Source organism: Alicyclobacillus macrosporangiidus CPP55, assembly GCF_000702485.1.
GTDB classification, from domain to species: Bacteria; Bacillota; Bacilli; order Alicyclobacillales; family Alicyclobacillaceae; genus Alicyclobacillus_H; species Alicyclobacillus_H macrosporangiidus_B.
On sequence record NZ_JNIL01000001.1, the window covers coordinates 2,912,049 to 2,934,206 of the forward strand.

22 protein-coding genes are annotated in these 22,158 nt (G+C 66.7%); 15 read left to right on the forward strand and 7 right to left on the reverse strand.

Annotated elements, in window-relative coordinates:
- Window positions 1–2 precede the first annotated feature (2 nt).
- The 5 genes from tsaB (at window position 3) to N687_RS0114535 (ending at window position 5,808) form a co-directional block, all read left to right on the forward strand.
- A complete protein-coding gene (tsaB, locus tag N687_RS0114515; protein ID WP_051663286.1) occupies window positions 3–734 on the forward strand; it encodes a tRNA (adenosine(37)-N6)-threonylcarbamoyltransferase complex dimerization subunit type 1 TsaB in 732 nt (243 codons plus the stop codon).
- On the forward strand, window positions 721–1,218 hold the full coding sequence (gene rimI / locus N687_RS0114520; protein ID WP_029422543.1) for a ribosomal protein S18-alanine N-acetyltransferase: 498 nt from the start codon (window positions 721–723) through the stop codon (window positions 1,216–1,218). The genes tsaB and rimI overlap by 14 nt, the downstream gene beginning before the upstream one ends.
- A complete protein-coding gene (tsaD, locus tag N687_RS0114525; protein WP_029422544.1) occupies window positions 1,215–2,234 on the forward strand; it encodes a tRNA (adenosine(37)-N6)-threonylcarbamoyltransferase complex transferase subunit TsaD in 1,020 nt (339 codons plus the stop codon). Before rimI ends, tsaD begins: the two co-directional genes overlap by 4 nt.
- Window positions 2,235–2,796: 562 nt before the next feature.
- A complete protein-coding gene (locus N687_RS0114530) occupies window positions 2,797–4,182 on the forward strand; it encodes a TIGR00366 family protein (protein WP_081841426.1) in 1,386 nt (461 codons plus the stop codon).
- A 240-nt stretch (window positions 4,183–4,422) separates the two neighbouring features.
- Window positions 4,423–5,808: a TIGR00366 family protein gene (locus N687_RS0114535; protein ID WP_035462345.1), complete on the forward strand. Its 1,386-nt coding sequence runs from the start codon at window positions 4,423–4,425 to the stop codon at window positions 5,806–5,808.
- 50 nt (window positions 5,809–5,858) lie between these two features.
- Here N687_RS0114535 and N687_RS0114540 read toward each other — a convergent pair whose 3' ends face one another.
- The 6 genes from N687_RS0114540 to N687_RS0114565 all read right to left on the reverse strand — a co-directional run bounded on the left by N687_RS0114540 (window position 5,859) and on the right by N687_RS0114565 (window position 11,639).
- Window positions 5,859–6,614 (reverse strand): ABC transporter permease, encoded by a 756-nt coding sequence (locus N687_RS0114540; RefSeq protein WP_029422547.1) that lies wholly within the window; start codon window positions 6,612–6,614, stop codon window positions 5,859–5,861.
- Window positions 6,615–6,703: 89 nt separating this feature from the next.
- On the reverse strand, window positions 6,704–7,624 hold the full coding sequence (locus tag N687_RS0114545) for an ABC transporter ATP-binding protein (protein WP_029422548.1): 921 nt from the start codon (window positions 7,622–7,624) through the stop codon (window positions 6,704–6,706).
- Window positions 7,625–7,637: 13 nt separating this feature from the next.
- Window positions 7,638–8,408, reverse strand: coding sequence for an ABC transporter permease (locus N687_RS0114550; RefSeq protein WP_029422549.1), 771 nt, complete (start codon window positions 8,406–8,408; stop codon window positions 7,638–7,640).
- 29 nt (window positions 8,409–8,437) lie between these two features.
- Window positions 8,438–9,136, reverse strand: a complete 699-nt coding sequence (locus N687_RS0114555; RefSeq protein ID WP_029422550.1) for an ABC transporter ATP-binding protein — start codon at window positions 9,134–9,136, stop codon at window positions 8,438–8,440.
- The gene (locus N687_RS0114560; RefSeq protein ID WP_029422551.1) at window positions 9,129–9,527 is read right to left on the reverse strand and encodes a GntR family transcriptional regulator; all 399 of its coding nucleotides are present in this window, start codon (window positions 9,525–9,527) and stop codon (window positions 9,129–9,131) included. Before N687_RS0114560 ends, N687_RS0114555 begins: the two co-directional genes overlap by 8 nt.
- 120 nt (window positions 9,528–9,647) lie before the next feature.
- The gene (locus N687_RS0114565) at window positions 9,648–11,639 is read right to left on the reverse strand and encodes an ABC-F family ATP-binding cassette domain-containing protein (RefSeq protein WP_029422552.1); all 1,992 of its coding nucleotides are present in this window, start codon (window positions 11,637–11,639) and stop codon (window positions 9,648–9,650) included.
- A 298-nt stretch (window positions 11,640–11,937) separates the two neighbouring features.
- On the opposite strand from N687_RS0114565, the gene N687_RS0114570 reads away from it, so the two are divergent.
- From N687_RS0114570 to groL, 9 genes are all read left to right on the forward strand, one after another.
- Complete coding sequence (locus N687_RS0114570; protein ID WP_029422553.1) at window positions 11,938–12,846, forward strand: phosphatase PAP2 family protein; 909 nt, start codon at window positions 11,938–11,940, stop codon at window positions 12,844–12,846.
- Window positions 12,839–13,465 carry a 5-formyltetrahydrofolate cyclo-ligase gene (locus N687_RS0114575; protein WP_051663287.1) on the forward strand — a complete coding sequence of 209 codons (627 nt, stop codon included), beginning with the start codon at window positions 12,839–12,841 and terminating at the stop codon, window positions 13,463–13,465. Before N687_RS0114570 ends, N687_RS0114575 begins: the two co-directional genes overlap by 8 nt.
- Window positions 13,447–14,058, forward strand: a complete 612-nt coding sequence (gene mobA / locus N687_RS0114580; RefSeq protein WP_051663288.1) for a molybdenum cofactor guanylyltransferase — start codon at window positions 13,447–13,449, stop codon at window positions 14,056–14,058. Before N687_RS0114575 ends, mobA begins: the two co-directional genes overlap by 19 nt.
- A gap of 32 nt (window positions 14,059–14,090) precedes the next feature.
- On the forward strand, window positions 14,091–15,038 hold the full coding sequence (locus N687_RS0114585) for a molybdopterin-binding protein (RefSeq protein ID WP_051663619.1): 948 nt from the start codon (window positions 14,091–14,093) through the stop codon (window positions 15,036–15,038).
- On the forward strand, window positions 15,031–15,609 hold the full coding sequence (gene mobB / locus N687_RS0114590) for a molybdopterin-guanine dinucleotide biosynthesis protein B (protein ID WP_051663289.1): 579 nt from the start codon (window positions 15,031–15,033) through the stop codon (window positions 15,607–15,609). The genes N687_RS0114585 and mobB overlap by 8 nt, the downstream gene beginning before the upstream one ends.
- 36 nt (window positions 15,610–15,645) lie before the next feature.
- Window positions 15,646–15,906 (forward strand): twin-arginine translocase TatA/TatE family subunit, encoded by a 261-nt coding sequence (gene tatA / locus N687_RS21280; protein ID WP_035462347.1) that lies wholly within the window; start codon window positions 15,646–15,648, stop codon window positions 15,904–15,906.
- Window positions 15,907–15,978: 72 nt separating this feature from the next.
- Window positions 15,979–16,722: a twin-arginine translocase subunit TatC gene (gene tatC / locus N687_RS0114600; RefSeq protein ID WP_051663290.1), complete on the forward strand. Its 744-nt coding sequence runs from the start codon at window positions 15,979–15,981 to the stop codon at window positions 16,720–16,722.
- 199 nt (window positions 16,723–16,921) lie between these two features.
- Window positions 16,922–17,206 (forward strand): co-chaperone GroES, encoded by a 285-nt coding sequence (gene groES, locus N687_RS0114605; RefSeq protein WP_029422559.1) that lies wholly within the window; start codon window positions 16,922–16,924, stop codon window positions 17,204–17,206.
- Window positions 17,207–17,239: 33 nt separating this feature from the next.
- On the forward strand, window positions 17,240–18,859 hold the full coding sequence (groL, locus tag N687_RS0114610) for a chaperonin GroEL (RefSeq protein WP_029422560.1): 1,620 nt from the start codon (window positions 17,240–17,242) through the stop codon (window positions 18,857–18,859).
- 510 nt (window positions 18,860–19,369) lie between these two features.
- Here the strand turns inward: groL and N687_RS0114620 are convergent.
- Window positions 19,370–20,782: an FMN-binding glutamate synthase family protein gene (locus tag N687_RS0114620; protein WP_231493490.1), complete on the reverse strand. Its 1,413-nt coding sequence runs from the start codon at window positions 20,780–20,782 to the stop codon at window positions 19,370–19,372.
- A 170-nt stretch (window positions 20,783–20,952) separates the two neighbouring features.
- Here N687_RS0114620 and N687_RS0114625 point away from each other — a divergent pair, with 170 nt between their 5' ends.
- Window positions 20,953–22,143 (forward strand): MFS transporter, encoded by a 1,191-nt coding sequence (locus N687_RS0114625; protein WP_051663291.1) that lies wholly within the window; start codon window positions 20,953–20,955, stop codon window positions 22,141–22,143.
- Window positions 22,144–22,158: the final 15 nt, after the last annotated feature.

Here is a 22,158-nt window from a genome sequence, read left to right on the forward strand (position 1 = left end):
CGATGGACACGGCGACACAGGTGCTGGCGGCGGCCGTGCGGACGGCGGACGGGCGTGAGGGCTCCGTCGCCCTTCACATCCCGCGGGGCCACTCGCGCCTTTTGCACCCGGCCCTGAAGGGTCTGCTGCAGGCGTGCGGCGTGGGGCCAGGGGAGTTGGAAGAGATCGTCGCGGGTGTGGGCCCGGGCAGCTACACGGGCGTGCGCATCGGGGTCGCCGCGGCCAAGGCGATGGCGGCGGCGCTGGGCGTCCCGGTGCGGCCGGTGTCCACCCTGTGGATGATGGCGGAGGCAGCGGTGCCGGACGGCGGCCGTTCCACGCTGGTTTTGCCCCTGCTGTACGCCCGACGGCAGCGGGCGTTCGGCGCCCTGTACCTGAAGCGGTCCGGCGTTTGGACGACCGTCGCGCCGGAGCAGGTGCTGCCGGTCGCGGAATGGGCCGCGCGGCTGCGGGAGGCGTTGGGGGCAGAGCCCGCGTGGGATGGCGTGATCGTCCACGATTTTCCCCAGTCCGTTCGCGCCCTGCTGGGCGACGGCGGGGGCGTCGGGAAGGTGTGGACGCTGGCGGATGCGGCCGGCCGGCTGGGGCCGGCGCTGCTGCGGCTGGGGAGCCTGCCGGAGGTGCCGGCGTTGGCCGGCGAGGCGGTGCACCATTTGGCGCCGGAGTACGCGTTACCGGTGGAGGCGGAGGTCAAGCTCGCGGAGAGGAGCCTGGTGCGGCATGGCGATGGCTGAGGCGTGGGATCCGGATGCCGTGGTACTGCGGCCGATGCATGTGCGCGACCTGGACGAGGTACTGCGAATAGAGAAGCGGTGTTTCACCGCCCCGTGGTCCCGGCATGCCTTCTTGACGGAGTTGGTGGAGAACCAATTCGCCCATTACACGGTGGCCGAGTACCGGGGCCGGCTGGCCGGTTACGCGGGCGTGTGGCTGATCCTCGACGAGGGGCACATCACGAACATCGCCGTCGATCCGGACTTCCGCGGTCGGCACCTGGGCGAACGGCTGCTGCGCCACGTGATGGCGCAGTGCGCCGCGCGGGGCATCACGCGGATGACGCTGGAGGTGCGCGTGAGCAACACCGTGGCGCAGAACCTGTATCGAAAGCTTGGCTTTGTCGGCGTGGGGGTGCGCAAGGGGTACTACACCGACAACCAGGAGGACGCGCTGATCATGTGGGTGGACTTGCCCAGGCTGGACGGAGGGGACGAGGCGTGAGGGTGCTCGGCATCGAGACCAGCTGTGACGAGACGGCAGCGGCCGTGGTCGAGGACGGACGGCGCATCCTGGCGCAGACCGTCGCCTCCCAGGTGGCGACGCATGCGCGCTTCGGCGGGGTGGTGCCGGAGGTGGCGTCGCGCCAGCACGTGCGGGACATCACCCAGGTGGTGGCGCGCACCTTGGAGGAAGCGGGGGTGTCCTGGGGCGATCTCGACGGCATCGCGGTCACCTGCGGACCGGGCCTGTTGGGTGCCCTCCTGGTCGGCGTCTCTGCGGCCAAAGGGTATGCGCTGGCGACCGGCATGCCCTTGGTGGGGGTGCACCACATCGCGGGCCACGTAGCGGCGGCCTTTCTCGAGACGGACCTCGTTCCGCCGGTGTTGGCGCTCGTGGTCTCGGGCGGGCACACGGAGATCCTCGACGTCGACGAGGGGTTCCGCTTCACGCGCCTCGGGGCGACCAAGGACGACGCGGCTGGGGAGGCGTATGACAAGGTGGCCCGGATGGTTGGCCTGGCTTACCCCGGCGGCCCTAAGGTGGACGAGCTGGCGCAGCGGGGCGATCCGAAGGCGTACGACTTCCCGCGCGCGATGCTCGAGGAGGGGCTGGATTTCTCCTTCAGCGGGCTGAAATCGGCGGTGGCCGGCGAGATCGAACGGCAGAAGCGGCAGGGCGAGGCCATCCGGGCGGAGGACGTGTGCGCCAGTTTTCAACAGGCGGTCGTCGACGTGCTGGTGGAGAAGGCGGCGCGGGCGGTGCGACAGACGGGCAGGCGAACGCTGGTGGTGGCGGGCGGCGTGGCGGCCAACCAGGGGCTGCGGCGGGCCCTGACGGCCCGCGCGGCGGAAGACGGGTTTTCGGTGCAATTTCCGCCGGTGCGTCTGTGTACGGACAACGCCGCCATGATTGCGGCCGCGGGGTGCGCCCTGCTGGCGCGCGGCCGCTGTGACGCACTGACCTTGAACGCGCACGCGCAGTTGTCCCTCGACGCCTGGCAGGCGGGTCTCGTGTGAGCCGGGAGTGGGCGCGGCGCTCCGCTTCTGCTGCGCAAGCCGCTCCGCGCCGCCCCCCACTCCCTTCCGCGTTACGTAGACACATCACCCCATGTTCCCACTGTGCCCTACACCCTCATGGGCTGCGCGGGCGTTCGTGCTGACGCACGAAACTCCGCTCCTGCGCTTACGCGAGCCGCTTCGCGCGACGCAACCCGCCTCTGCGGATAGACCATAGCGGTGGCGGGGGAGTGGGCGCGGCGCTCCGCTTCCTCTGCGTGGGCGTTCACTCCGTTTGTGCTACGCAAGACACTTCGTGAAACGCCCGCGCAACAGGATATGCACAATATCCACAGACTTATCCACAGGCCCCACCCGCTTGTGGACAGGCTTTCGACAGATTTCCACAGGTTTCGACCCACGCTTGTCCACACGGGTGTGGACAACAGAACCCGATTGACAGGCGTCCAAAAGCGATGAATAATGAGAATGTTATCATTTATACGCCATCTGACCGCAGGCGGGCGCAGTCCGGGCTCTACCCCGGCGGTGGATGAAAGCGTTTGCGAAAAGGGGGGCATGTATGTTTCGGCGGTTCACCAACCTGTGCGTCGCGTACGTGCAGCGCTTCATGCCGGATCCGTACTTATTCGCGGTCATCCTGACGCTGCTCGTCGTGGTGCTCGACTTCCTGTGCGTGAAGGGCGTGACGCTGGGGGGCGTCGTCCGGGCGTGGTACGATGGGGTGTGGGGATCCAAGAACATCTTCACCTTCGCTCTGCAGATGACCCTCATCCTGGTCTCCGGCTACACCCTGGCCCAGGCGCCGATCGTCAAGCGGCTGTTGGCGCGCGTCGCTTCCATCCCGAAGAACCAGGTGCAGGCGGCCATCACCTGCTTCTTCGCGGCCGGCGTGGCGTCGCTGCTCAATTGGGGCCTCGGGCTCGTGGTCGGCGCCATCGTCGCCAAGGAGATCGCCAAGAAACTGCGCGAGAACATCCATTTCGCGTACATCGTCGCAGCCGGTTACATGGGTTTCATCGTGTGGGCGAGCGGGTTTTCGAGTTCGATCGCGCTCGCGAACACGGACCCGAAGTCGAGCCTGAACATCATCTACCAGTTGACCAAACAGACCGTCTCGTTTCAGGACACCATCTTCCAGCCGTACAACTGGCTGCCGGTGATCGCCGTTTTTGTGATTATTCCCATTGTGCTCAAGCGCATGGCGCCGACAGAGTCACACGTCCCGCCCTTGGAGGCTCTGGAGGAGACGGCTGCCGGGGTGGAGGTGCCGGTCGGCGGCCCCAGCGTGGCGCGGCGAAAGACGTTCGCCGAGGTGCTTGAGTCGGCCTGGATCCTGAATCTGATCCTCGCCGTCGCCGGGCTCGCTTACTTCGTCATGTCCGGCTGGACCATCAATATCAACTCCATGGTGATGTTGTTCACCATCCTGGGGCTTTTGCTGCACTGGACCCCCATCCGCTTTATCCGGGCGTTCACGGAAGCCGCCAAATCCTCCGGCGGCCTGCTGCTGCAGTACCCGCTGTACGGGGGCATCATGGCCCTGATGGCTTACTCGCCCGCGAAAGGGATCGATCCGCTGCAGGTCGTCATCTCCAACGCTCTCGTGCACGGGGCGACCGCGGTGACCCTGCCGTTCCTGAACTTCATCGGGTCGCTGATCATCACCCTGTTTGTGCCCTCCGGCGGCGGTCACTGGGGCGTGCAGGGGCCCGTGACCATCCAGACGGCGGTGCAGATGGGCATCACCGACCCGGGTTACCTCGGGCGCCTGTCGATGTCGGTCGCGTTCGGTGAGCAGGTGGGCAACATGATCCAGCCCTTCTGGGCGTTGCCGGTGCTCGCCCTCGCGAAGCTCGGCGTGCGCGACATGATGGGATTCGCCGTGGTCGTGTTCCTCATCGGCGTCATCATCTTCGGGATCGCCACATTCATCCCGGCCCTCTGAGCCAGGCCGCCCCGGGTTAAGCGGCCGCCGGGGCGGCCCCCTTCTCATCCACCGCCGCTTTCGCCTTCCTTCGACTTCCGATTGACACGGTTCCGAAAATCCCCCATAATGAGCAACGCTATCATCTCTCTGTCATCTGTTCGTCGCGCAAAAAGAGGGACAGGCCTTGTACTACGGCCCGGTCGCGGCGCGCACGCCCGGATGATTGAAAGCGGTTACGACACCTAGAGGAGGGCTGCTATGCTTCGGCGCTTCACCAACCTGTGCGTGAGCTACGTGCAGCGGTTCATGCCGGACCCGTACTTATTCGCGGTCATCTTGACGCTGCTCGTCGTGGTGCTCGACTTCCTGTTCGTCAAAGGTGCAACGTTGGGCGGCGTCGTCCGCGCGTGGTACGACGGCGTGTGGGGATCGAAGAACATTTTTACCTTCGCCCTGCAGATGGTGCTCATCCTGGTCACCGGCTACACCCTGGCCCAGGCGCCGGTCATCAAGCGTTTCCTGGAGCGCGTCGCATCCATCCCGAAGAACCAGGTTCAGGCGGCCATCACCTGCTTCTTGGTGGCCGGGGTCGCGTCCTTGCTCAACTGGGGCCTCGGGCTCGTGGTGGGGGCGATTTTGGCGAAAGAAATCGCCAAGAAACTGCGCGAGAACCTGCACTTCGGGTACCTCGTCGCGGCGGGGTACATGGGGTACATCGTGTGGACCTGCGGGTTCTCGAGCTCCATCGCGCTGGCCAACACGGATCCGAAATCGAGCCTCAACATCATCTATCAGCTGACGAAGCAGACGGTCCAGTTCAACGACTCCATCTTCCAGCCGTACAGCTGGCTGCCGGTGCTGGCGACGTTCATCGTCATCCCCATCGCCCTGAAGCTCATGGCGCCCACCCAGTCGCACGTGCCGCCGCTGGAGGCCCTGGAGGAGACAGCGGCGACGGCTGAGGTCACCCTCGGCGGCCCCGGCGCGGCGCGGAAAAGGACGTTTGCCGAGGTGCTGGAGTCGGCGTGGATCCTGAACCTGCTGTTGGTCGCCGCGGGCCTGGCGTACTTCGTGATGTCCGGCTTCACGCTGAACATCAACTCGATGATCATGCTGTTCACCGTCTTCGGATTGCTCTTGCACTGGACGCCCATTCGCTTCATCCGCGCCTTCACCGAAGCGGCCAAGGCGTCGGGCAGCCTGCTGCTGCAGTACCCGCTGTACGGGGGCATCATGGCCCTGATGGCGTACGCGCCGGCCAAAGGGATCGATCCGCTGCAGGTCGTCATCTCCAACGCCCTCGTCAAAGGGGCGACCGAGACGACCCTGCCGTTCCTGAACTTCATCGGATCGCTCATCATCTCGCTGTTCGTCCCGTCGGGCGGCGGTCACTGGGGAGTTCAAGGGCCTGTCACCATCCAGACGGCGGTGCAGATGGGCTTGACCGATCCCGGCTACCTCGGCCGCCTGTCGATGTCGGTCGCGTTCGGCGAACAGGTGACGAACATGATCCAGCCCTTCTGGGCCCTGCCTGTGCTCGCCCTGGCAAAACTCGGCGTGCGCGACATGATGGGATTCACGGTCGTGGCGTTCCTGATTGGCTTCGTGATCTTCGGCATCGCGACGTTCATCCCGGCCCTGTGACCGGAGGGGCAGGCGGGGCGTCGTGTGCCCCGCCGTCCTTCGCGAGGTGTTCAATGCACGGCGCTGCGCAGAAAGCGCGGGAAGCGCGGCAGCGCGAGCAGCAATCCGGCCGCGCCGAAACCCACCAGAACGCCCGCGGAGGTCAGGACATCGGGGATGTGCGCACCGTGCGCCATCACGTCCTGCAGCGCCCGCTGCGCCCAGAACTGGGGGGTGAAATGGCTGGCCAGCTGCGCCCCTGCGGGCATCATGTCATACGGCATCCACAATCCGCCCAGGGCCGCGCCTCCCATGACGATGAGCATGGTGATGGCGCGGCCTTGGTTCTCCCCGCGCACCCACAGGGAGATGGCGAGTCCGAGGCCGGTGCCGCACACCGCCAGGCAGATCACCAAGACTGCCAGTGCTGCCGGGTCCCCCAATTTCACCCCGTAGACCACGTGGCCGAACGCGAGGAGCACGGTGCACTGGACGAGCACCGCAAGCACGGCCGGGATCCACATCCCCGCCAGATACCCGAGCGGCCGCAGGGGGGTGGCGGCGATCCGCGCGAGCATGCCCGACTCCCGCTCGCCCAAGAAGCTTCTCAACATCGTGAGGATGATGAAGAAGACGAACATCACCGTGTAGCCCGGGACCACCTGATTCAGCACCAGCATCTGCCCGTTCGGGTCATCCGGAGCCATGTTCTTCGCAAACACCGAGCCGAACAGCACCATAAACAGCATCGGCATGACAATGAGAAAGAACAGGTTTCCCTTGCCGCGGATCATCAACTTGCACTCTTTGCGGACGATACTCCACATGGCCATGGCCTCCTTTAGCCTGCGGTGATCCCATGGGGGTTCCCGGCCGAGGACGCCGCCTGGGGTTGCGGCCGGGCGCCGGGCCAGGGTCAATCGCGCAGCGAGGTCCCCGTCAGGGACAAAAACACCGATTCCAAAGACGGTCGCATCAACTCCAGCGCTTCCAGGCGGATGGACTGGGATTCGGCGTGATCGATCACGCGCCGCATCACGGTCAGCGGTTGCGGGCTTCGCACCACCCATCCCCGCCGGTGCGGCAGCACCTCGTGCGCTTCGGGGCACTGGGGCGGCGCGCCGGCTCCCCAGGCCACGTACACCGCGCGCGGCGCGTGTCGGGCCAGCACCTCGCCGAGGGATCCTTGGGTGAGCACGCGGCCGTGATCCAGGATGGCGACGTCATCGCACACGGCCTCGGCTTCCTCCATATAGTGGGTGGCGTACACCACCGTCACGCCGTCCGCCCGCAGGCCGCGGATCAGCTCCAGGATGTGGTTGCGCGACTGCGGATCGACCCCGACCGTCGGCTCGTCGAGGATCAGCAACTGCGGGCGGTGGAGCAGGGCGGCGGCGATGTTCAGGCGCCGCTTCATCCCGCCGGAGTAGGTGCCGACTCGGTCACGGGCGCGCGACGCCAGGCCGACGCGACGGAGCGCCTCCTGTACGTGGTTGGCTAGGGCCGCGCCGCGCAGGCCGTACAGCCCGCCGAAAAACCGCAGGTTGTCGACGGCGGTGAGGGATTCGTACAGCGTGATGTCCTGCGGCACATAGCCGACCAGGCGGCGGGCCGCGACGGGATCGCGGGCGACGTCGAGACCGAGCACGGACACCTGGCCGGCGTCGGGCTTCAGGACCCCGCACAGGATCTTCATCGCCGTCGACTTGCCGGCGCCATTCGGCCCGAGCAAGCCGAAGCACGTCCCGCGGCGCACCGTGAGGGTGACGTCCGCGAGGGCGAGATTCGCGCCGTACGATTTGCGCACGCCCTGCAACGAGATGGCAGGCGGTATCATATCGGGTTCCTCCTCACATCGCCAGGTGGCGTTCCAGGATGATGGCGGCCAATTGCAACAGGACGTACGATAGGATCCACGTGCCGAGGACCGGCCACAGCATCGGCCACGTCCAGTGCAAGGACAGAGCCAACGTGGGGTCGTCCGGGTGCATGTGAACCAGCCGCCGTGTGGACAGAAGCCACCACAAGAGGCCGAATGCCATCCAGACGAGGGGGATGGCCGGTTTCAGCCGGGACTGGCCCAGGGTCCCGTGGAACACGCCGAAGGCGCAGGGCAGCGGCGTGATGGCGAGCAGCAGGCTGTACCATCGCATTCCTACTCCGAGGAAGGCCGACGCCGCCTGTGCGGTCAGGTGGCCGCCCACCGCCATCGTGTAGAGCCCGAACACGGTGATGCCGAGAAACACCATGGCGTAGATGAACAGAGTTCGCAGGAGCACGGCGGTGAACTTCGACGCAATCAGCCGGGTCCTCGGCGCGGGCAGGGTCAGCCACCAGCCCGCGGTGCCATTTTTCCATTCGTTGACGGTCCAACCGATGCCCAGGCCAAAACACATGAAGGGTAGGCCGAAGGTGGCGTACCACACCGGACGCGGATCGAAGTCGCCGATGCGCCCGACGTAGGTCGCCAATGCGATGAAGATGACGCACACGGCGGCCAGGTACGCCAGCACCCAGGCGCGGTACGCCCGCAGGCGGCCGGCGCGGCGGCGTTTGAAATCGTGCCGGACCAAGGCCCAAAAGGGGATCCGAGGCACGGGCAAGGTGTCCGGGGTTCTCATACGCGTTCCTCCTCTCGGTTTAGGTCAGATCAACGCAGCAGGGATGCCATGATTTCGCTCATCGATCCGTGCTTTCTCCGCAGTTCTTCGGCCGATCCGGCCAGCGCAACGCGGCCGTCGACCAGGAAGACAGCGTGATCGAACAGCGGCTCCGCCTCGTGCAGCTCGTGGGTGCTGATGAGCACTGTCGGTCCGCCCTCGCCGATGTGCGCCACCAGGCTCTCGATGATGCGCGCCCGGGACGGGGCGTCGATGCCGGTGAACGGCTCGTCGAGGATAACCAGGGGAACCCTTCGGGCGAGGCAGAGGAGCAGCATCAACCGCGCCTCCTGGCCGCGCGACATGTCGCCCGCCCGCATGCGGAGGTCGAGCTTCATGAACTCTGCGAGGCGGCGGGCGGCCGCGGGATCGAACCCGGGTAAAAACGTCTCGGCCCAACGGAGCGCCTGCTCTCCGGTGTGGTCGGCGTACCAACGCGCCCGGTCGGGCAGGTAGGCCAGCAGGCGATTGGTCCGCCAGCCGGGCACCTCTCCGAAGATGCGGACCTCGCCCTCGTCCGGTCGCGTCAGCCCGGTGAGGATGCGGAACAGAGTCGACTTGCCGGCGCCGTTCGGGCCGAGGATCCCGACCACCTGTCCGCGCGGGATCTCGAGGGTGAGGGCATCGAGAGCCCGCTTCGCGCCGTACGATTTCGTCACGCCGCTCAACTGGACGGCCAGCTCAGTCATGCACATTCCTCCCTTGCGCCTCCTGGAGGAAGCGCGTGATGTCGCTCCAGGTGAAGCCGTACGCCCGCATGCCGGCCACGAACTCGCGGGCCATGTGGCGGGCCAGCTCTTCGCGGAACCGCTGCACCTGTTCCGGAGACGTGGTGATGAACGTGCCCTGGCCGCGCCGGGTCTCCGTGAGCCCATCGCGCTCCAGCTCCTGATAGGCGTGGCTGACGGTGTTCGGATTGACCCGCAGGCCTTGGGCCATCTCGCGCACCGACGGAATCTTTTCGCCCAATCCAATCTCCCCTTTGGCGATGGCCTGACGCATCTGCTGCAATATCTGTTCGTACAAGGGCTGGCTGAGGTCCAGCCGGAAGGTCAACGTGCCGACCCGGCGTTCCTCCAAGCGCCTCCCTCCTCTCGGCTGTGTCTTGCGTGATTTGAGTGTATCATATCACATAATACACTTGCAACACAAAAAAACGCCCGGTTTGGCGCAGGCGCCCGTGCCGGGGAATGTCCTTGTTTACGATCCGCCGTCTGCCATGGCTTCCAACGCCTCCAGCTCGAGGGCTCGCCGCTCCCACTCGGCGAGGAGGTCGGCGTGCGCCTTTTCCAACCGGGCCGACTCGTCCTGCAAGGCGCGCAGGCGGTCGACGTCTTGGGCCATGGCCGCCTCCGTCAGCTGGTGGGCGATATCCGCCTGGCGCGCTTCCACCTCTGCCGCGCGCGCCTCCAGCTGAGCGACCAACTCGCGCAGTTTACGCACCTCGGAGGACCGGATGCGCACAGGTCCCGATGTGGTCGCGGGGCCGGTCCGGTCTGAAGCGGGCCGGGCCGCAGCGGCGGGATCGATCCGGCCGAGCCCCTCGCCGTCGTCCGGCGCCGGCTTCCATTTCTGCTCCTCCGCCCGCTTGGCGGCGTACTCGGTGTAATTGCCGATGTACGTATGAAGCCCGTCTTCATCGAGGGTCCACACGTGGGTCGCGATGGCGTCAATGAAGTATCGGTCATGCGAGATGAACAGCAGGGTACCGTCGTAATCCTGCAGGGCGTCCTCCAGCACCTCTTTGCTCCACAGGTCCAGGTGGTTGGTCGGCTCGTCGAGCAGCAACACGTTGGCCTGGCGCAGCATCAGCCGGCAGAGGGCGAGCCGGCTGCGCTCGCCGCCGCTGAGGCCCGCCACCGGCTTGTCCACGTCCTCGCCGCGGAACAAAAAGCGGCCGAGCGCCGTGCGCACCGTGGTCAGGTCCATCTCCGGGTGCTCGTCCCACAGGGTGTCGAGGACGGTGCGGGCCGGGTTCAGATCGGCCTGCTCCTGGTCGTAGTAGCCGATGTCTGCGTGGGTCCCCCATTGGACCGACCCGGCGAGGGGCGGCAGAAGCCCAGCGAGGGTCTTCAGCAATGTCGATTTGCCGATGCCGTTTGGCCCCAAGAGCGCGATCCGCTGGCCGCGCGCGACGAACAGATCGAGCGGGCCGGCCAGCGGTTTGCCGGGGTAGCCGACGACCAGGCCCTCCGTTCTCAGCACGTCGCGCCCGGACTCGCGGGCGCAGGTGAAGCGCAGGGCCATGCGCGGCGTGCGCTGGGTCGGCCGCTCCAGGCGCACCATCTTCTCCAGGAGTTTGCGCCGGCTCTGAGCCCGGCGCGTGGTGGTGGCTCGGGCGATGTTCTTTTGGATAAACGCCTCCTGCCGGGCGATCTCCTTCTGCTGGGCCTCATACCGCTTCAGGTCGGCCTCATACCGGGCGGCCTTTTCCGCCACGTAATCGCTGTAGTTGCCGGTGTAGCGGGTGGTGACGCCGTCCTCCAGCTCGTACACCACCGTCGCGATCCGGTCGAGGAAGTACCGGTCGTGCGACACCAGCAGGATGGCTCCCGGGTACCCCTGCAGGTACGACTCGAGCCACGTCACCGTCTCCGTGTCGAGATAGTTGGTGGGCTCGTCCAGGACGAGCAGGTCCGGCTGCCAGGCCAGGAGGCGGGCGAGGGACAGCCGCGTCTTCTGGCCGCCGCTGAGGGAGGACACCGGCTGCCCGTGCATGGCGGCAGGGAAGCGCAGGCCGTCGAGCACGCGCCGGATGCGGGCGTCCACCGCATAGCCGCCCGCCTGCTCGAACGCTTCGCGCAGGCGGTCGTAGGTCGCCGACACCTCCGAGAACCGGGCTGAATCCTCGTAGACGCGGGGATTGGCCATCTCCTGCTCCAGGGTCCGCAGCCGGTGCTCCCATTCGCGAAGGTGCGCGAAGGCGCCCTCCATGTACTGGTACACGGTCTGGCCTTCCTCCGCCTCCACGAACTGGGCGACGTAGCCCACAGACAAGCCCTTCTGCAAGTGGATGGTCCCCGCGTCGGGCGCCTCAATCCCGGTGACGATGCGCAACAGGGTGGTCTTTCCGGCTCCGTTCGGCCCCACCAACGCCGTGCGATCGCGGTCTTGCACCAGGAGATCCGCGCCCCGCAGCACCTCGTGCCCGTCGTACTGTTTTTCGATCCCATCCGCCTGCAGGACAATCATCGGTCTCCTCCGCTCCATTCCGCTGCCTGTATGTCTGCCCCAAGTGTACCGGACGCCCCGGCGTCCCGCCAGGCCGGCGCCGGTGCAGGCGGCGTGACGGGCAGCCGGGAGGCCGGAGGACGGAAGTTGGGCGGGTCATGGGGCAAAGTCTTGCCGGCCAATCATAGCCCGCGGGCCTTGTCTCATAGAGTGTACGGAAGCGTGTCCGCGCCCCAGTGGGGCGGGAGCGGGCACCGAATTCAGGGCGAACGGCGGGGACAGGGGAGAACCCCGACCCAGGTGACAGGAGGGGGACGTCATGTTGGAGGCGTTTGCACCGGAGTTTCCGATGCCGCCGGGGATGATGTGGCAGTACGAGGTCATCCGGTGGCTGCAGTCGTTCGCGGCGCCTTGGTTGGATGCGCTCGCGAAAGGCTTGAGTCTGTTGGGCACGGAGTGGTTCTACGTCGTGGTGCTGCCGGTCCTGTTTTGGTCGGTGAGCAAGTCCCTGGGGCTGCGGTTGGCTTACATCTTTCTGTGCTCCATGTATGTGAACGGTTGGTTGAAGGATTGGCTGAAGGTGCTCCGGCCCATCGGGATCCCGGGCATCCAATCGTCCCTCATGTGGACGGCGACTGGGTACTCGACTCCCGCCGGACACGCGCAGGGGCCGATGACCTTCTGGCTGATGGTCTGTCGCTGGGCGAGGCGGCGCTGGCTGTGGACGGCGGTCATGATCCTGGTGGCCGGCATCGGGCTCTCGCGCGTCTATCTCGGCGTCCATTGGCCGCTCGATGTGCTCATCGGTTGGGGCCTGGGCCTCGTTTTCGGCGGGCTCGGCTGGCCGGTGGGCCGGTGGTGGACGGAGCGGCAGTACGCGTGGAATGTGCGCATGTGGCTGTCGGTGCTCTTCCCCGTCGCCCTGATGGTGATTCACACCGGGCCGGATTCGCTGCGCTACGCCGCCCTCCTGCTCGGCATCGGGGCCGGGGCGGTGCTGGAGGAGCGCTGGCTCGGAAGCCGGATGGATCCGGAGTGGTGGCGGCGGATCTGTGCGGCGGTCATCGGCATCGCCGGGCTGATTGCGCTACAATATGTAATCAAATGGCCGCAGTGGCCCGGTGTGACGGTGGTGCGCGATGTGGCCAGCGGGCTGTGGGCGACGCTGGCCGCGCCCTGGGTGTTCGTCCAGTGCGGCCTGTACCGAAAGGGCGATCCGGTTGATTGACGAGAAAACCCGCCTCCGCCGGCGGTACCTGGCGGTTCGGCAGGCGTGGAGCGAATCCCGCAGGGCCGAGGCGAGCGCGGTGATCTGCGCTCGCCTCGTGGCCTGTGTGGCGGACCTGTGCCGCACCGGGCGCCTGCCGGTCCCGCCGGGCGCGGGGGCTGCCGTCGCCCTGTACCAGGCGGTGCGCGGCGAGGTGGATGTGTCGGGGGCCGCGGTCAAGCTGGCGGAAGCCGGCTGGCGCGTCGCCTATCCCGTGACCGACGGGCCCCGCATGGCGTTTTACCACGCCGCGCGCCCCGACGCGTGGCGGACGGGGGGGTTCGGCATCCGGGAGCCCGATCCGGCGACCGGAGCGGAGCGGGTGGATCCCGCGCGATTGGCGGCCGTCGTCGTCCCGGGCGTGGCTTTCACGGCCGGCGGGCACCGGCTCGGCTACGGCGGCGGGTATTACGACCGGTGGTTCGCCGAAGAGGGGAGCGCTGAGGGGGAAGTCCCCGTCCGCATCGGGGTGTGCTTTTCCTGCCAGCTGGCCTCCTGGCTGCCGGTGGATGCCCACGACCAGCGGGTCGATGTCGTGATCACCGAAGAGGGGGTGATCCCGTGCTGGTCTGGGCGCTGATCCTCGCCGGCGGCGCGAGCCGGCGGATGGGACGGGACAAGCTCACCCTGCCCCGGGCACGGGGCGGGGAGGCGAGCGTGATCGATCACGTCCTGGCAGTGGCCGGGGCGTGCGCCGAGCGGGTGACGGTGGCGGCTCCCCCGGGCGGGGTGAGCTTTCCGGTGCCGAACGGGGTAGAGGTGGTGTGCGATCCCGCTTGGTACCAGGGGCCCCTCGCCGCCCTGGCAAACGCCTGGCCGGATGCGCCCGCGGCCGACGCCCTCCTGGTGTTGGCGGGCGATCTCCCGGGCATCGACACGGCGGTGCCGGCGGCGCTCGCCGGCATCCTCGAGGCGGCGCCCGAGGCGGACGCGGCGGTGGTGGTGCGCGGCGGCGTGCCCCAGCCCCTCCTTGCGCTGTACCGGAAGCGGGCAGGGTCGGTGTTCGGGCAAGCGGCGGCGGCCGGGGAGCGGCGTCTGCTGCCGGTGCTGGCGCGGTTGGCGGTGCGCCCGGTGGACGCGGACGCCCTGGGTTGGCCGGAATGGTGGACGAAGCCGGTGCACACACCGGCGGATTACGAGGCGTGGCTGCGCCAGACGGAGGGATCTGCGTGAAACGGGAGGTTCCGGTAGAGCAGGCGGTCGGCATGGTGTTGGCGCACGATTTGACGAGGATTGTCCCGGGTGAGTTCAAAGGCCGGGTGTTCGCGAAGGGGCACGTCATCCGGGAGGAGGACATCCCGGTGCTGCTCGACATCGGCAAGCGGCATATCTACGTGCTGGAGCTGGGGCCGGATGAGATGCATGAGAACGACGCGGCGTTGACGATGGCGCGGGCCATCGCCGGAGAGGGCATCGCCTTGAGCGACGTGCATGAAGGCAAGGTGGTGCTCAAGGCCAACCGGCGCGGAGTGCTCCAGGTGGACGAGCAGCGGGTGTTCGAGATCAACAGCATTGACGGCATCTCGCTGGCCACGCGGAGGAGCTGGGTGCACGTCGCGGAAGGCACGTCGGTGGCGGGCGTGCGGCCCATCCCGCTGGTGATTGAGCGGGCGAAGGTGGAGCGGGTCGTGTCTCTGGCAGCGGGGGCGGAGCCAGTCATCCAGGTGCGGCCGTATGAGATGCGCCAGGCGGCGCTGGTGACGACGGGCAGCGAGATCCAGACGGGCCGCATCCAGGACAAGGCAGGGCCCGTCCTGCGGGAGAAGCTGGCGGCCTACGGGGTGGAAGTGGTCAGCCAGGTCTTCCCGGGCGACGATCAGGCGGCCATCACCGCGGCCGTCCGCGACGCCCTCGCGGCGGGGGTGCCTCTGGTGCTGGTGACGGGGGGGATGTCGGTCGATCCGGACGACCGCTCCCCGGCCGCCATCCGCAGTGCGGCCAACGAGGTGGTGACGTACGGGACGCCCATGCTCCCCGGCTCGATGCTGATGTTGGCCTATGCGGGGGATGCGGCCATCTTCGGCCTGCCGGGGGCGGTGATCTACGATCCGGTCACCTCTTTCGACGTGCTCCTGCCCAGGGTCCTGGCCCGGGTGCGGCTGACGCGGGACGACATCGCGCGCCTCGGCTTCGGCGGGTGGTTGAATGCGTGAGACGGGGCCGCGCGTGATTTCCGTCGTCGGCCGGCAGAACAGCGGCAAGACGCGGTTGGTGCGGCGCATGATCACCCACTGGCACAGCGAGGGTCTGCGCGTGGCGGCCATCAAGCACGACGCCCACGCGGACGGCGGAGACGACTGGGAGAAGCCGGGCAGCGACACGGCCCTGTTCGCGCAGGCGGGGGCGGTGGCGACAGGGGTGGCGGGCGGCGGCCGCTCCCTGTGGCGCTGGTGCGAGGATGCCGCAGCGGACGACGCGATGGCGCTGGTGGCGCGGATGAGGCGATGGAGCCGGGAGAGTGACGGGATCGACCTCATCGTCGTGGAAGGCTTCAAACACAGCCCGCTGCCCAAGTTGGCGGTCGTGCGGACGCCGGACGATCTCGCCTGGCTCCGCGGGGCCCGCCTTCCGGCGCTTGAAGCGGTGGTGGGGCCGCGGCGGGCGGCTTGGCTTGCCGGGGCGGAGTGGCCAGTGTATGATGAGGACGATATCCCGGGCTTGTGCCGGGATGTGTGGACGCGATTCGCCCTGCCCGCGGGGGACCCGGGCGGGGTTGGCGGATAGGCAGACGACCCGTGGCGGGGAAGAGGAGGGGAACACATGGGTCTCGGGAACATCGGGTGGTCGGGCCTGGTCCTGATCCTCGTGGCGCTGTTGCTGGTGTTCGGGCCGAGCAAGCTTCCGGAGATCGGGCGGGCGTTCGGCAAGTCGCTGCGCGAATTCAAGGACGCGACGCGCGGGATGGTGGACGAGGCCGCGAACGCCGCCCAGGAGGAACCGGTGCACAGCGCGAAGGCGCGCGTCGAGCCGATTGAGTTGAAGACGCCGGAGCCGGGCGACGACAAGCGGAACCCGAGCTGACGGGGGCGAGGATCCTGGGGCTTCCGCAGGGGAGCCCTTTCTTGTGTGCGCCGAGGGAGGTGGGCATGGCCGGTGAAGCCGGAGCCGCGGATGACGTTCACGGAACACCTGGAGGACCTTCGCCGCCGGATCCTGTACATCCTGGCGGTGTTCGTCGTCGTGTTCGGCGTGTGCCTTGGGCTGGTCTCCCGCATTTACGGCTATCTGGTCGGCCCGCTGGCGCGCGAGGGCTATCACCTGATGGTGACGTCGCCCGGGGAGGTCATCACCGTCTACTTGTCCATCGCCGGCATTGTGGCGGTTGGATTGACGCTGCCCTTCGCGCTCTATCAACTGTGGAAGTTCGTGGCGCCGGGACTCACTCCGGTGGAACGCAGGTACACGCTGCGCCTGTTGCCGATCACGCTGGTGATGTTCATCCTCGGCGTCCTCTTCGCCTGGTTCGTCATCTTCCCTACCATCCTGCACTTTCTGCTGCGAATCGCGGCGGAGCACTTCAGCGTGATGCTGCGGGCGGGCAGCTACTTCGGGTTTCTCACCAACATCTGCCTGCCGTTCGGGTTCATCTTCGAACTGCCGATTGTGGTGGTGTTTCTCACGCGGATCGGGGTCATCAGCCCGCAGCTCCTGCGCCGCGTGCGGCGGTACGCCTACTTGGTGATCGTGATCCTCGGGGTGCTCATCAGCCCGCCGGAGCTCATCTCCCATCTGAGCGTGGTGGTGCCGATGATCCTCCTGTACGAGGCGAGCATCGCCTTGTCCGTGATCGCCAAGCGCCGGCGCGACAAGGCGGCATCGGCCGCTTCGCTGTCCTGAGGGGCGAACCCGGGGGCGGATGCAGGGGGGCACGGAGCTTTGAGGGCGCGGAGTCGGACCCGGAGGCGGGGAGTGGGTGAAAATTCTCCCCTTCCACCGCTTGCGCAGGCAGGGCCGGTGCATTAATATATCTGTTGGTGTTAGCACTCGAGCGGGGTGAGTGCTAATAAAACAAGGCCTAGCCTTAGGAGGGTTTGTCATGATCAAGCCGCTCGCAGATCGCGTCGTGGTACGCCCTGTGGATCGCGAGGAGAAGACCGCCAGCGGCATCGTCCTGCCGGACACGGCGAAGGAAAAGCCGCAGGAGGGCGAGGTCATCGCCGTCGGCCCTGGCCGCGTCGAGGACGGGAAGCGCGTGGAGCTGGATGTGAAGGTCGGGGACCGCGTGATCTACTCCAAGTACGCGGGCACCGAGGTCAAGTACAACAATGAGGAGTACTTGATCCTGCGCGAGAGCGACATTCTCGCCATCGTGGAGAAGTAAGCCTACATATTGCACTGAAGGAGGCGCGCAAGGATGGCGAAAGAGATCAAATTCAGCGAAGACGCCCGCCGGGCGATGCTGCGCGGTGTCGACGCGCTCGCCGATGCGGTGAAAGTGACCCTCGGCCCCAAAGGCCGTAACGTGGTGTTGGAGAAGAAGTTCGGTTCTCCGCTCATCACCAACGACGGCGTGACCATCGCCAAGGAGATCGAGCTGGAGGATCCTTATGAGAACATGGGCGCTCAGCTGGTGAAGGAGGTCGCGACGAAGACCAACGACGTCGCGGGTGACGGTACCACCACGGCGACCGTGCTGGCGCAGGCGATGATCCGTGAGGGCCTGAAGAACGTGGCGGCCGGCGCCAACCCGATGATCCTGCGCAAGGGCATCGAGAAGGCTGTGAACGCGGCCGTCGAGGAGATCAAGCGCATCTCCAAGCCTGTCGAGGGCCGCGAGAACATCGCCCAGGTGGCGGCCATCTCCGCGGGCGACCAGGAGATCGGCGTCCTGATTGCTGACGCGATGGAGAAGGTCGGCAAGGACGGCGTCATCACAGTCGAGGAGTCCAAGGGCTTCACCACGGAGCTCGAGGTCGTCGAAGGCATGCAGTTTGACCGCGGCTACATCTCGCCGTACATGGTCACCGACACGGACAAGATGGAGGCCGTGCTTGAGGAGCCCCTGATCCTCATCACCGACAAGAAGATCGGCAACATCCAGGAGATCCTGCCGGTGCTCGAGCGCGTCGTGCAGTCCGGCCGGCCGCTGCTCGTCATCGCGGAGGACGTGGAGGGCGAGGCGCTGGCGACCCTGGTGGTCAACAAGCTGCGCGGCACGTTCACGGCGGTGGCGGTCAAGGCGCCTGGCTTCGGCGACCGGCGCAAGGCCATGCTGCAGGACATCGCCATCCTCACCGGCGGCCAGGTCATCTCCGAGGAGCTGGGCCTCGAGCTGAAAAACACCAACCTCAATCAGCTCGGCCGCGCTCGCCAGGTGCGCGTGAGCAAGGAGAACACCATCATCGTCGACGGTGCGGGTGACGCGAAGGAGATCCAGGCGCGCATTAACCAGATCAAGGCGCAGATTGAGGAGACCACGTCCGACTTCGACCGCGAGAAGCTGCAGGAGCGGCTGGCGAAGCTGGCGGGCGGCGTGGCGGTCATCAAGGTCGGCGCCGCGACGGAGACGGAGCTGAAGGAGAAGAAGCTGCGCATCGAGGACGCGCTCAACGCGACCCGCGCGGCGGTCGAGGAAGGCCTGGTGCCGGGCGGCGGCACGGCGCTGGTCAACATCATCCCGGCGCTGGACAAGGTGCAGGCGACGGGCGACGAGCTGACGGGCGTCAACCTGGTACGCAAGGCGCTCGAGGCTCCGGTGCGCCAGATCGCGGAGAACGCGGGCGTCGAGGGCTCGGTCATTGTCGAACGGCTGAAGAAGGAGCCGGTGGGCCAGGGCTTCAATGCGGCGACCGGCGAGTGGGTGGACATGATCAAGGCCGGCATCGTCGACCCGGCGAAGGTGACCCGCTCGGCGCTGCAGAACGCGGCCAGCGTGGCGGCGATGTTCCTGACCACCGAGGCGGTCGTTGCCGACAAGCCGGAGAAGGAGAAGGCTCCCGCCGGCGGCGGCATGGGCGGCATGGACATGATGTGATTCTCTTGCGGCAAAAGCCCCGCTACGGCGGGGCTTTTTCGTTATCATATGGGGCGGTTGCAAATCTGCTGCTCATCTTCGTGTATGGAAATAGCGTCGGTATGAGCGCCCAATTCGATGGCCAGTGCCTTGGGGCCGCGCGGGATGATAGGAACAACCGTCATGGCTTGGACATCGCATCGGCGATCGCAGCCAGTTCCTTCGGCGTGAATTGGGAAAGCACCTGATGTTCGATCTGGGGTTCTCTGGTTCTTTCATGGTACCCTGCGGGTAAGTGTGGAGTGAGGTATGTACAGCGCCCCGAAGGGCGCCAGTGCGCTGACAAGGACCGCTGCTGCGACCTTGTCTTCACACTACACCAAGGACAACGCCCGAGCGATGGTGGATTGTTGGAAACCCGTTGAGATTTGCGGACGGGGGCCATCGTGTTTTACGCGCCGGATCTCGCGCAACACGGCAGCGAGCCCGAACAGGGCAAAACCGATGTCATGCCAGACGCTGGAATACGCTCTACACCAAGGGCAGACCGGTGATGCGGGCCACATCCGCCTGCCAAGCGACCAGATCCGAGGCGTCCACGTCCCGCAAGGCGGTTTTGCCGAGGGCCCTGGCGCCGAGTTTCATCTCTTCGGCGCAGCTGGTCAAAAATTTTGCCAGGCTCTGGGCCCCGCGGTCTTCGTCAAAGCGTTCGCGCAGCGTGCCTTTGGTCCACGCCAATGCGGTCGGCGGCTCGAATGGAATGGCGTGGACGATCTGGGTGTGCGTCGCGGCGAACAGGGCGGCAGAACCGATATATACCGCATCGGCGCCGAGGGCCAGGGCTTTGAGCATGTCCCCGGGGGTACGAACGCCGCCGGAGATGATGAGATCGACTCGGTCGCGGTAACCGCGATCGACCAAAAAACGCTGCGCCCGGCAGAGGGCAGCCAGCGTCGGCAAGCCAAAATCGTCGACGAGGATTGCAGGGGAAGAGTGGGTTCCGCCCTGAGCGCCGTCCAGGACAATCACGTCGAAACCAGCCCGGACGGCTATGGCCAGGTCCCGCTCCAGGTGGTGCCCGGCGGCGATTTTCACCGCGATGGGGGCGCCGCCGCTGATGCGGCGCAGGTCGCGGACCAGCTTTCTCAGCGTGCGCAGGTGATCGGCCTCCGAGACTCCGGCGGGGATGTAAGCGCCTGTGTTCACGGCGTCCGGAAACCCGAAATCCTGGGCGACGGCCGGGGTCAGGTCCTGGGGGTGAATGAGGGTGCCACAGCCGGCGTTGGCGCCTTGCCCCAACCGGACTTCTATCATGTCGGCTGTGCGGAGGGCCTCGTCGGACGGCCGCCAGGGCGCGTCATGGAACTGTACGACGAGGTGCTTGGCCAGTGCGCGAAACTCCGGCAACCAGGCTCCCTGTCCGGTATTGCTCGCCGTGTCCGCCATCGCCGCGCCCTTCATGAGCGCCCGGACGAACGGTTTGCTCAAGGCAACACCGTACCCCATGGCGGAGACCAGTATGGGCATGGACAGGACCATCGGGCGCTGTGCCCGTCTTCCGATGACCGTCTGGCTGTCCACGGCAACCTGGTGGTTGAGAGGACGCCGGTCGAGCTGGGCGGGGATGAACAGCAACCCGTCAAAGTGGGGGAACTGGCGCGTCGTCCCGATGGGCTTGGCCAACGGGACGCCTTCGTGGGCGCGGAGTTCATTTTCAATCACCCATTGGATTCCGAATTTTCGCAGTGCCGTCAAGCCCTCGGCCAGGTTGGACGTGTACGGGTCTTCGAACAATTCGCGTATGGATTGCCGGAAGACGCGTTTGAACACCCAACGCCACCACCAAGGGGCCGTCACGTAAGCGGCCAGCCCGGCGAGCACCAACACACCCAGTTCAATCAGGGCGGTCTGAAACCACATCGTGTGCGCCAGTTGGTGCCACACCGTGCCGAACCTCCTGTTCCCATCCTCCGATGTCCCTGTACACGGGCGATCTTAAGGTGTTCCACATGCAGGAGATTCATGACAGGAAACCCAGTGCGGGTGTCGAATCCCTTGGCTTGTACGCTTGTCCATGGTGTGGACGGCAAGGTGACGCTGGGGGAGATGACGGAGTGGCGAGACCGGAGCCCCGGACGGTGGCCGTGGCGGTGACCACGGCGGCCTGCCTGGTGGGCGATTCGATGTTGTACGTGGTGCTGCCGTTGTACTGGCGAGAGGCGGGGCTCGGCGCCCTGTGGCAGGTCGGGGTGCTGCTGGCGCTCAACCGGTTCGTGCGCCTGTTCACCAACGTGTTCACGGGATGGTTTTATCAGAGATGGTCGGTCCGGACGGGCATGCTGTGGGCCATCGGCATGAGCGTCCTGGTGGACATGGGATACGCCTTCGGCAAGGGGTTTGTCCTTTGGTGTCTGCTGCGCGCGGCCTGGGGATGCGCCTGGTCGCTCCTGCGCATCGGCGGGCTCATCACGGTCAGCGCGGCCTCCGGCGGATCGGACGCGGGGCGTCAGATGGGATGGTACAACGGGGTGTACCGGCTCGGCAGCTTGGTCGGGGCGCTGGTCGGCGGCCTGGCAATGCCCTGGCTGGGCTGGGCCGGGACGGGGCTGTTGTTCGCTCCCTTACCGGTGCTGTGCCTGCCGTGGATCTGGCGGGCGCTCGACGAACGCCGCGCCGCACCGCATTCATCGCCATCCGCGCCGACGGTGGAACGATTGCCGAGGGCGTCGTGGGGGATGGTCATGGCGGGCGGTTTCGTGGTGTCCTTCATCTTTCAGGGCCTCTTCGTCTCGACCCTGAGCGACGCGTTGCGCACCCGCTATGGCCTGGCCGTCGAGGTCGCTGGCATCGTGGTGGCCACGTCCCTCGTGTCGGGCTTCATCCAATCGGCGCGCTGGGCCTGGGAACCGTTCCTCGGCGTCGGCGTGGGACGCCTGATGGACACGTCGGATCGATCCCGCTTCATCCACGGCACCATCCTCATCCTCTCGGCGGCGGGTTTCCTCGCCCTGACCGCCGTCCGGGCGAGCGCTGGATTCATCCTGCTGAGCCTGTTCATCCTGGCCACGGGAACCGCCTTGACCGTCATCACGGATGCGGCGGCCGCGACGACCGCGAGATCGATCCGCTCCCCTGCCTTCCTCAGCACCTACGCGGTCATCCAGGACCTCGGGGCGGCGGCGGGACCCGTCACAGGCTACGCCATGGTCTCCTGGAACGCGTTTGGTGCGGCCTATCCCTTGATGGCCGTTCTCCTGTTGCTGATGTGGACAGGTCTGTGGATAACCCTGTGGAAAAGCTCGTGAATTTGTGGATAAGTT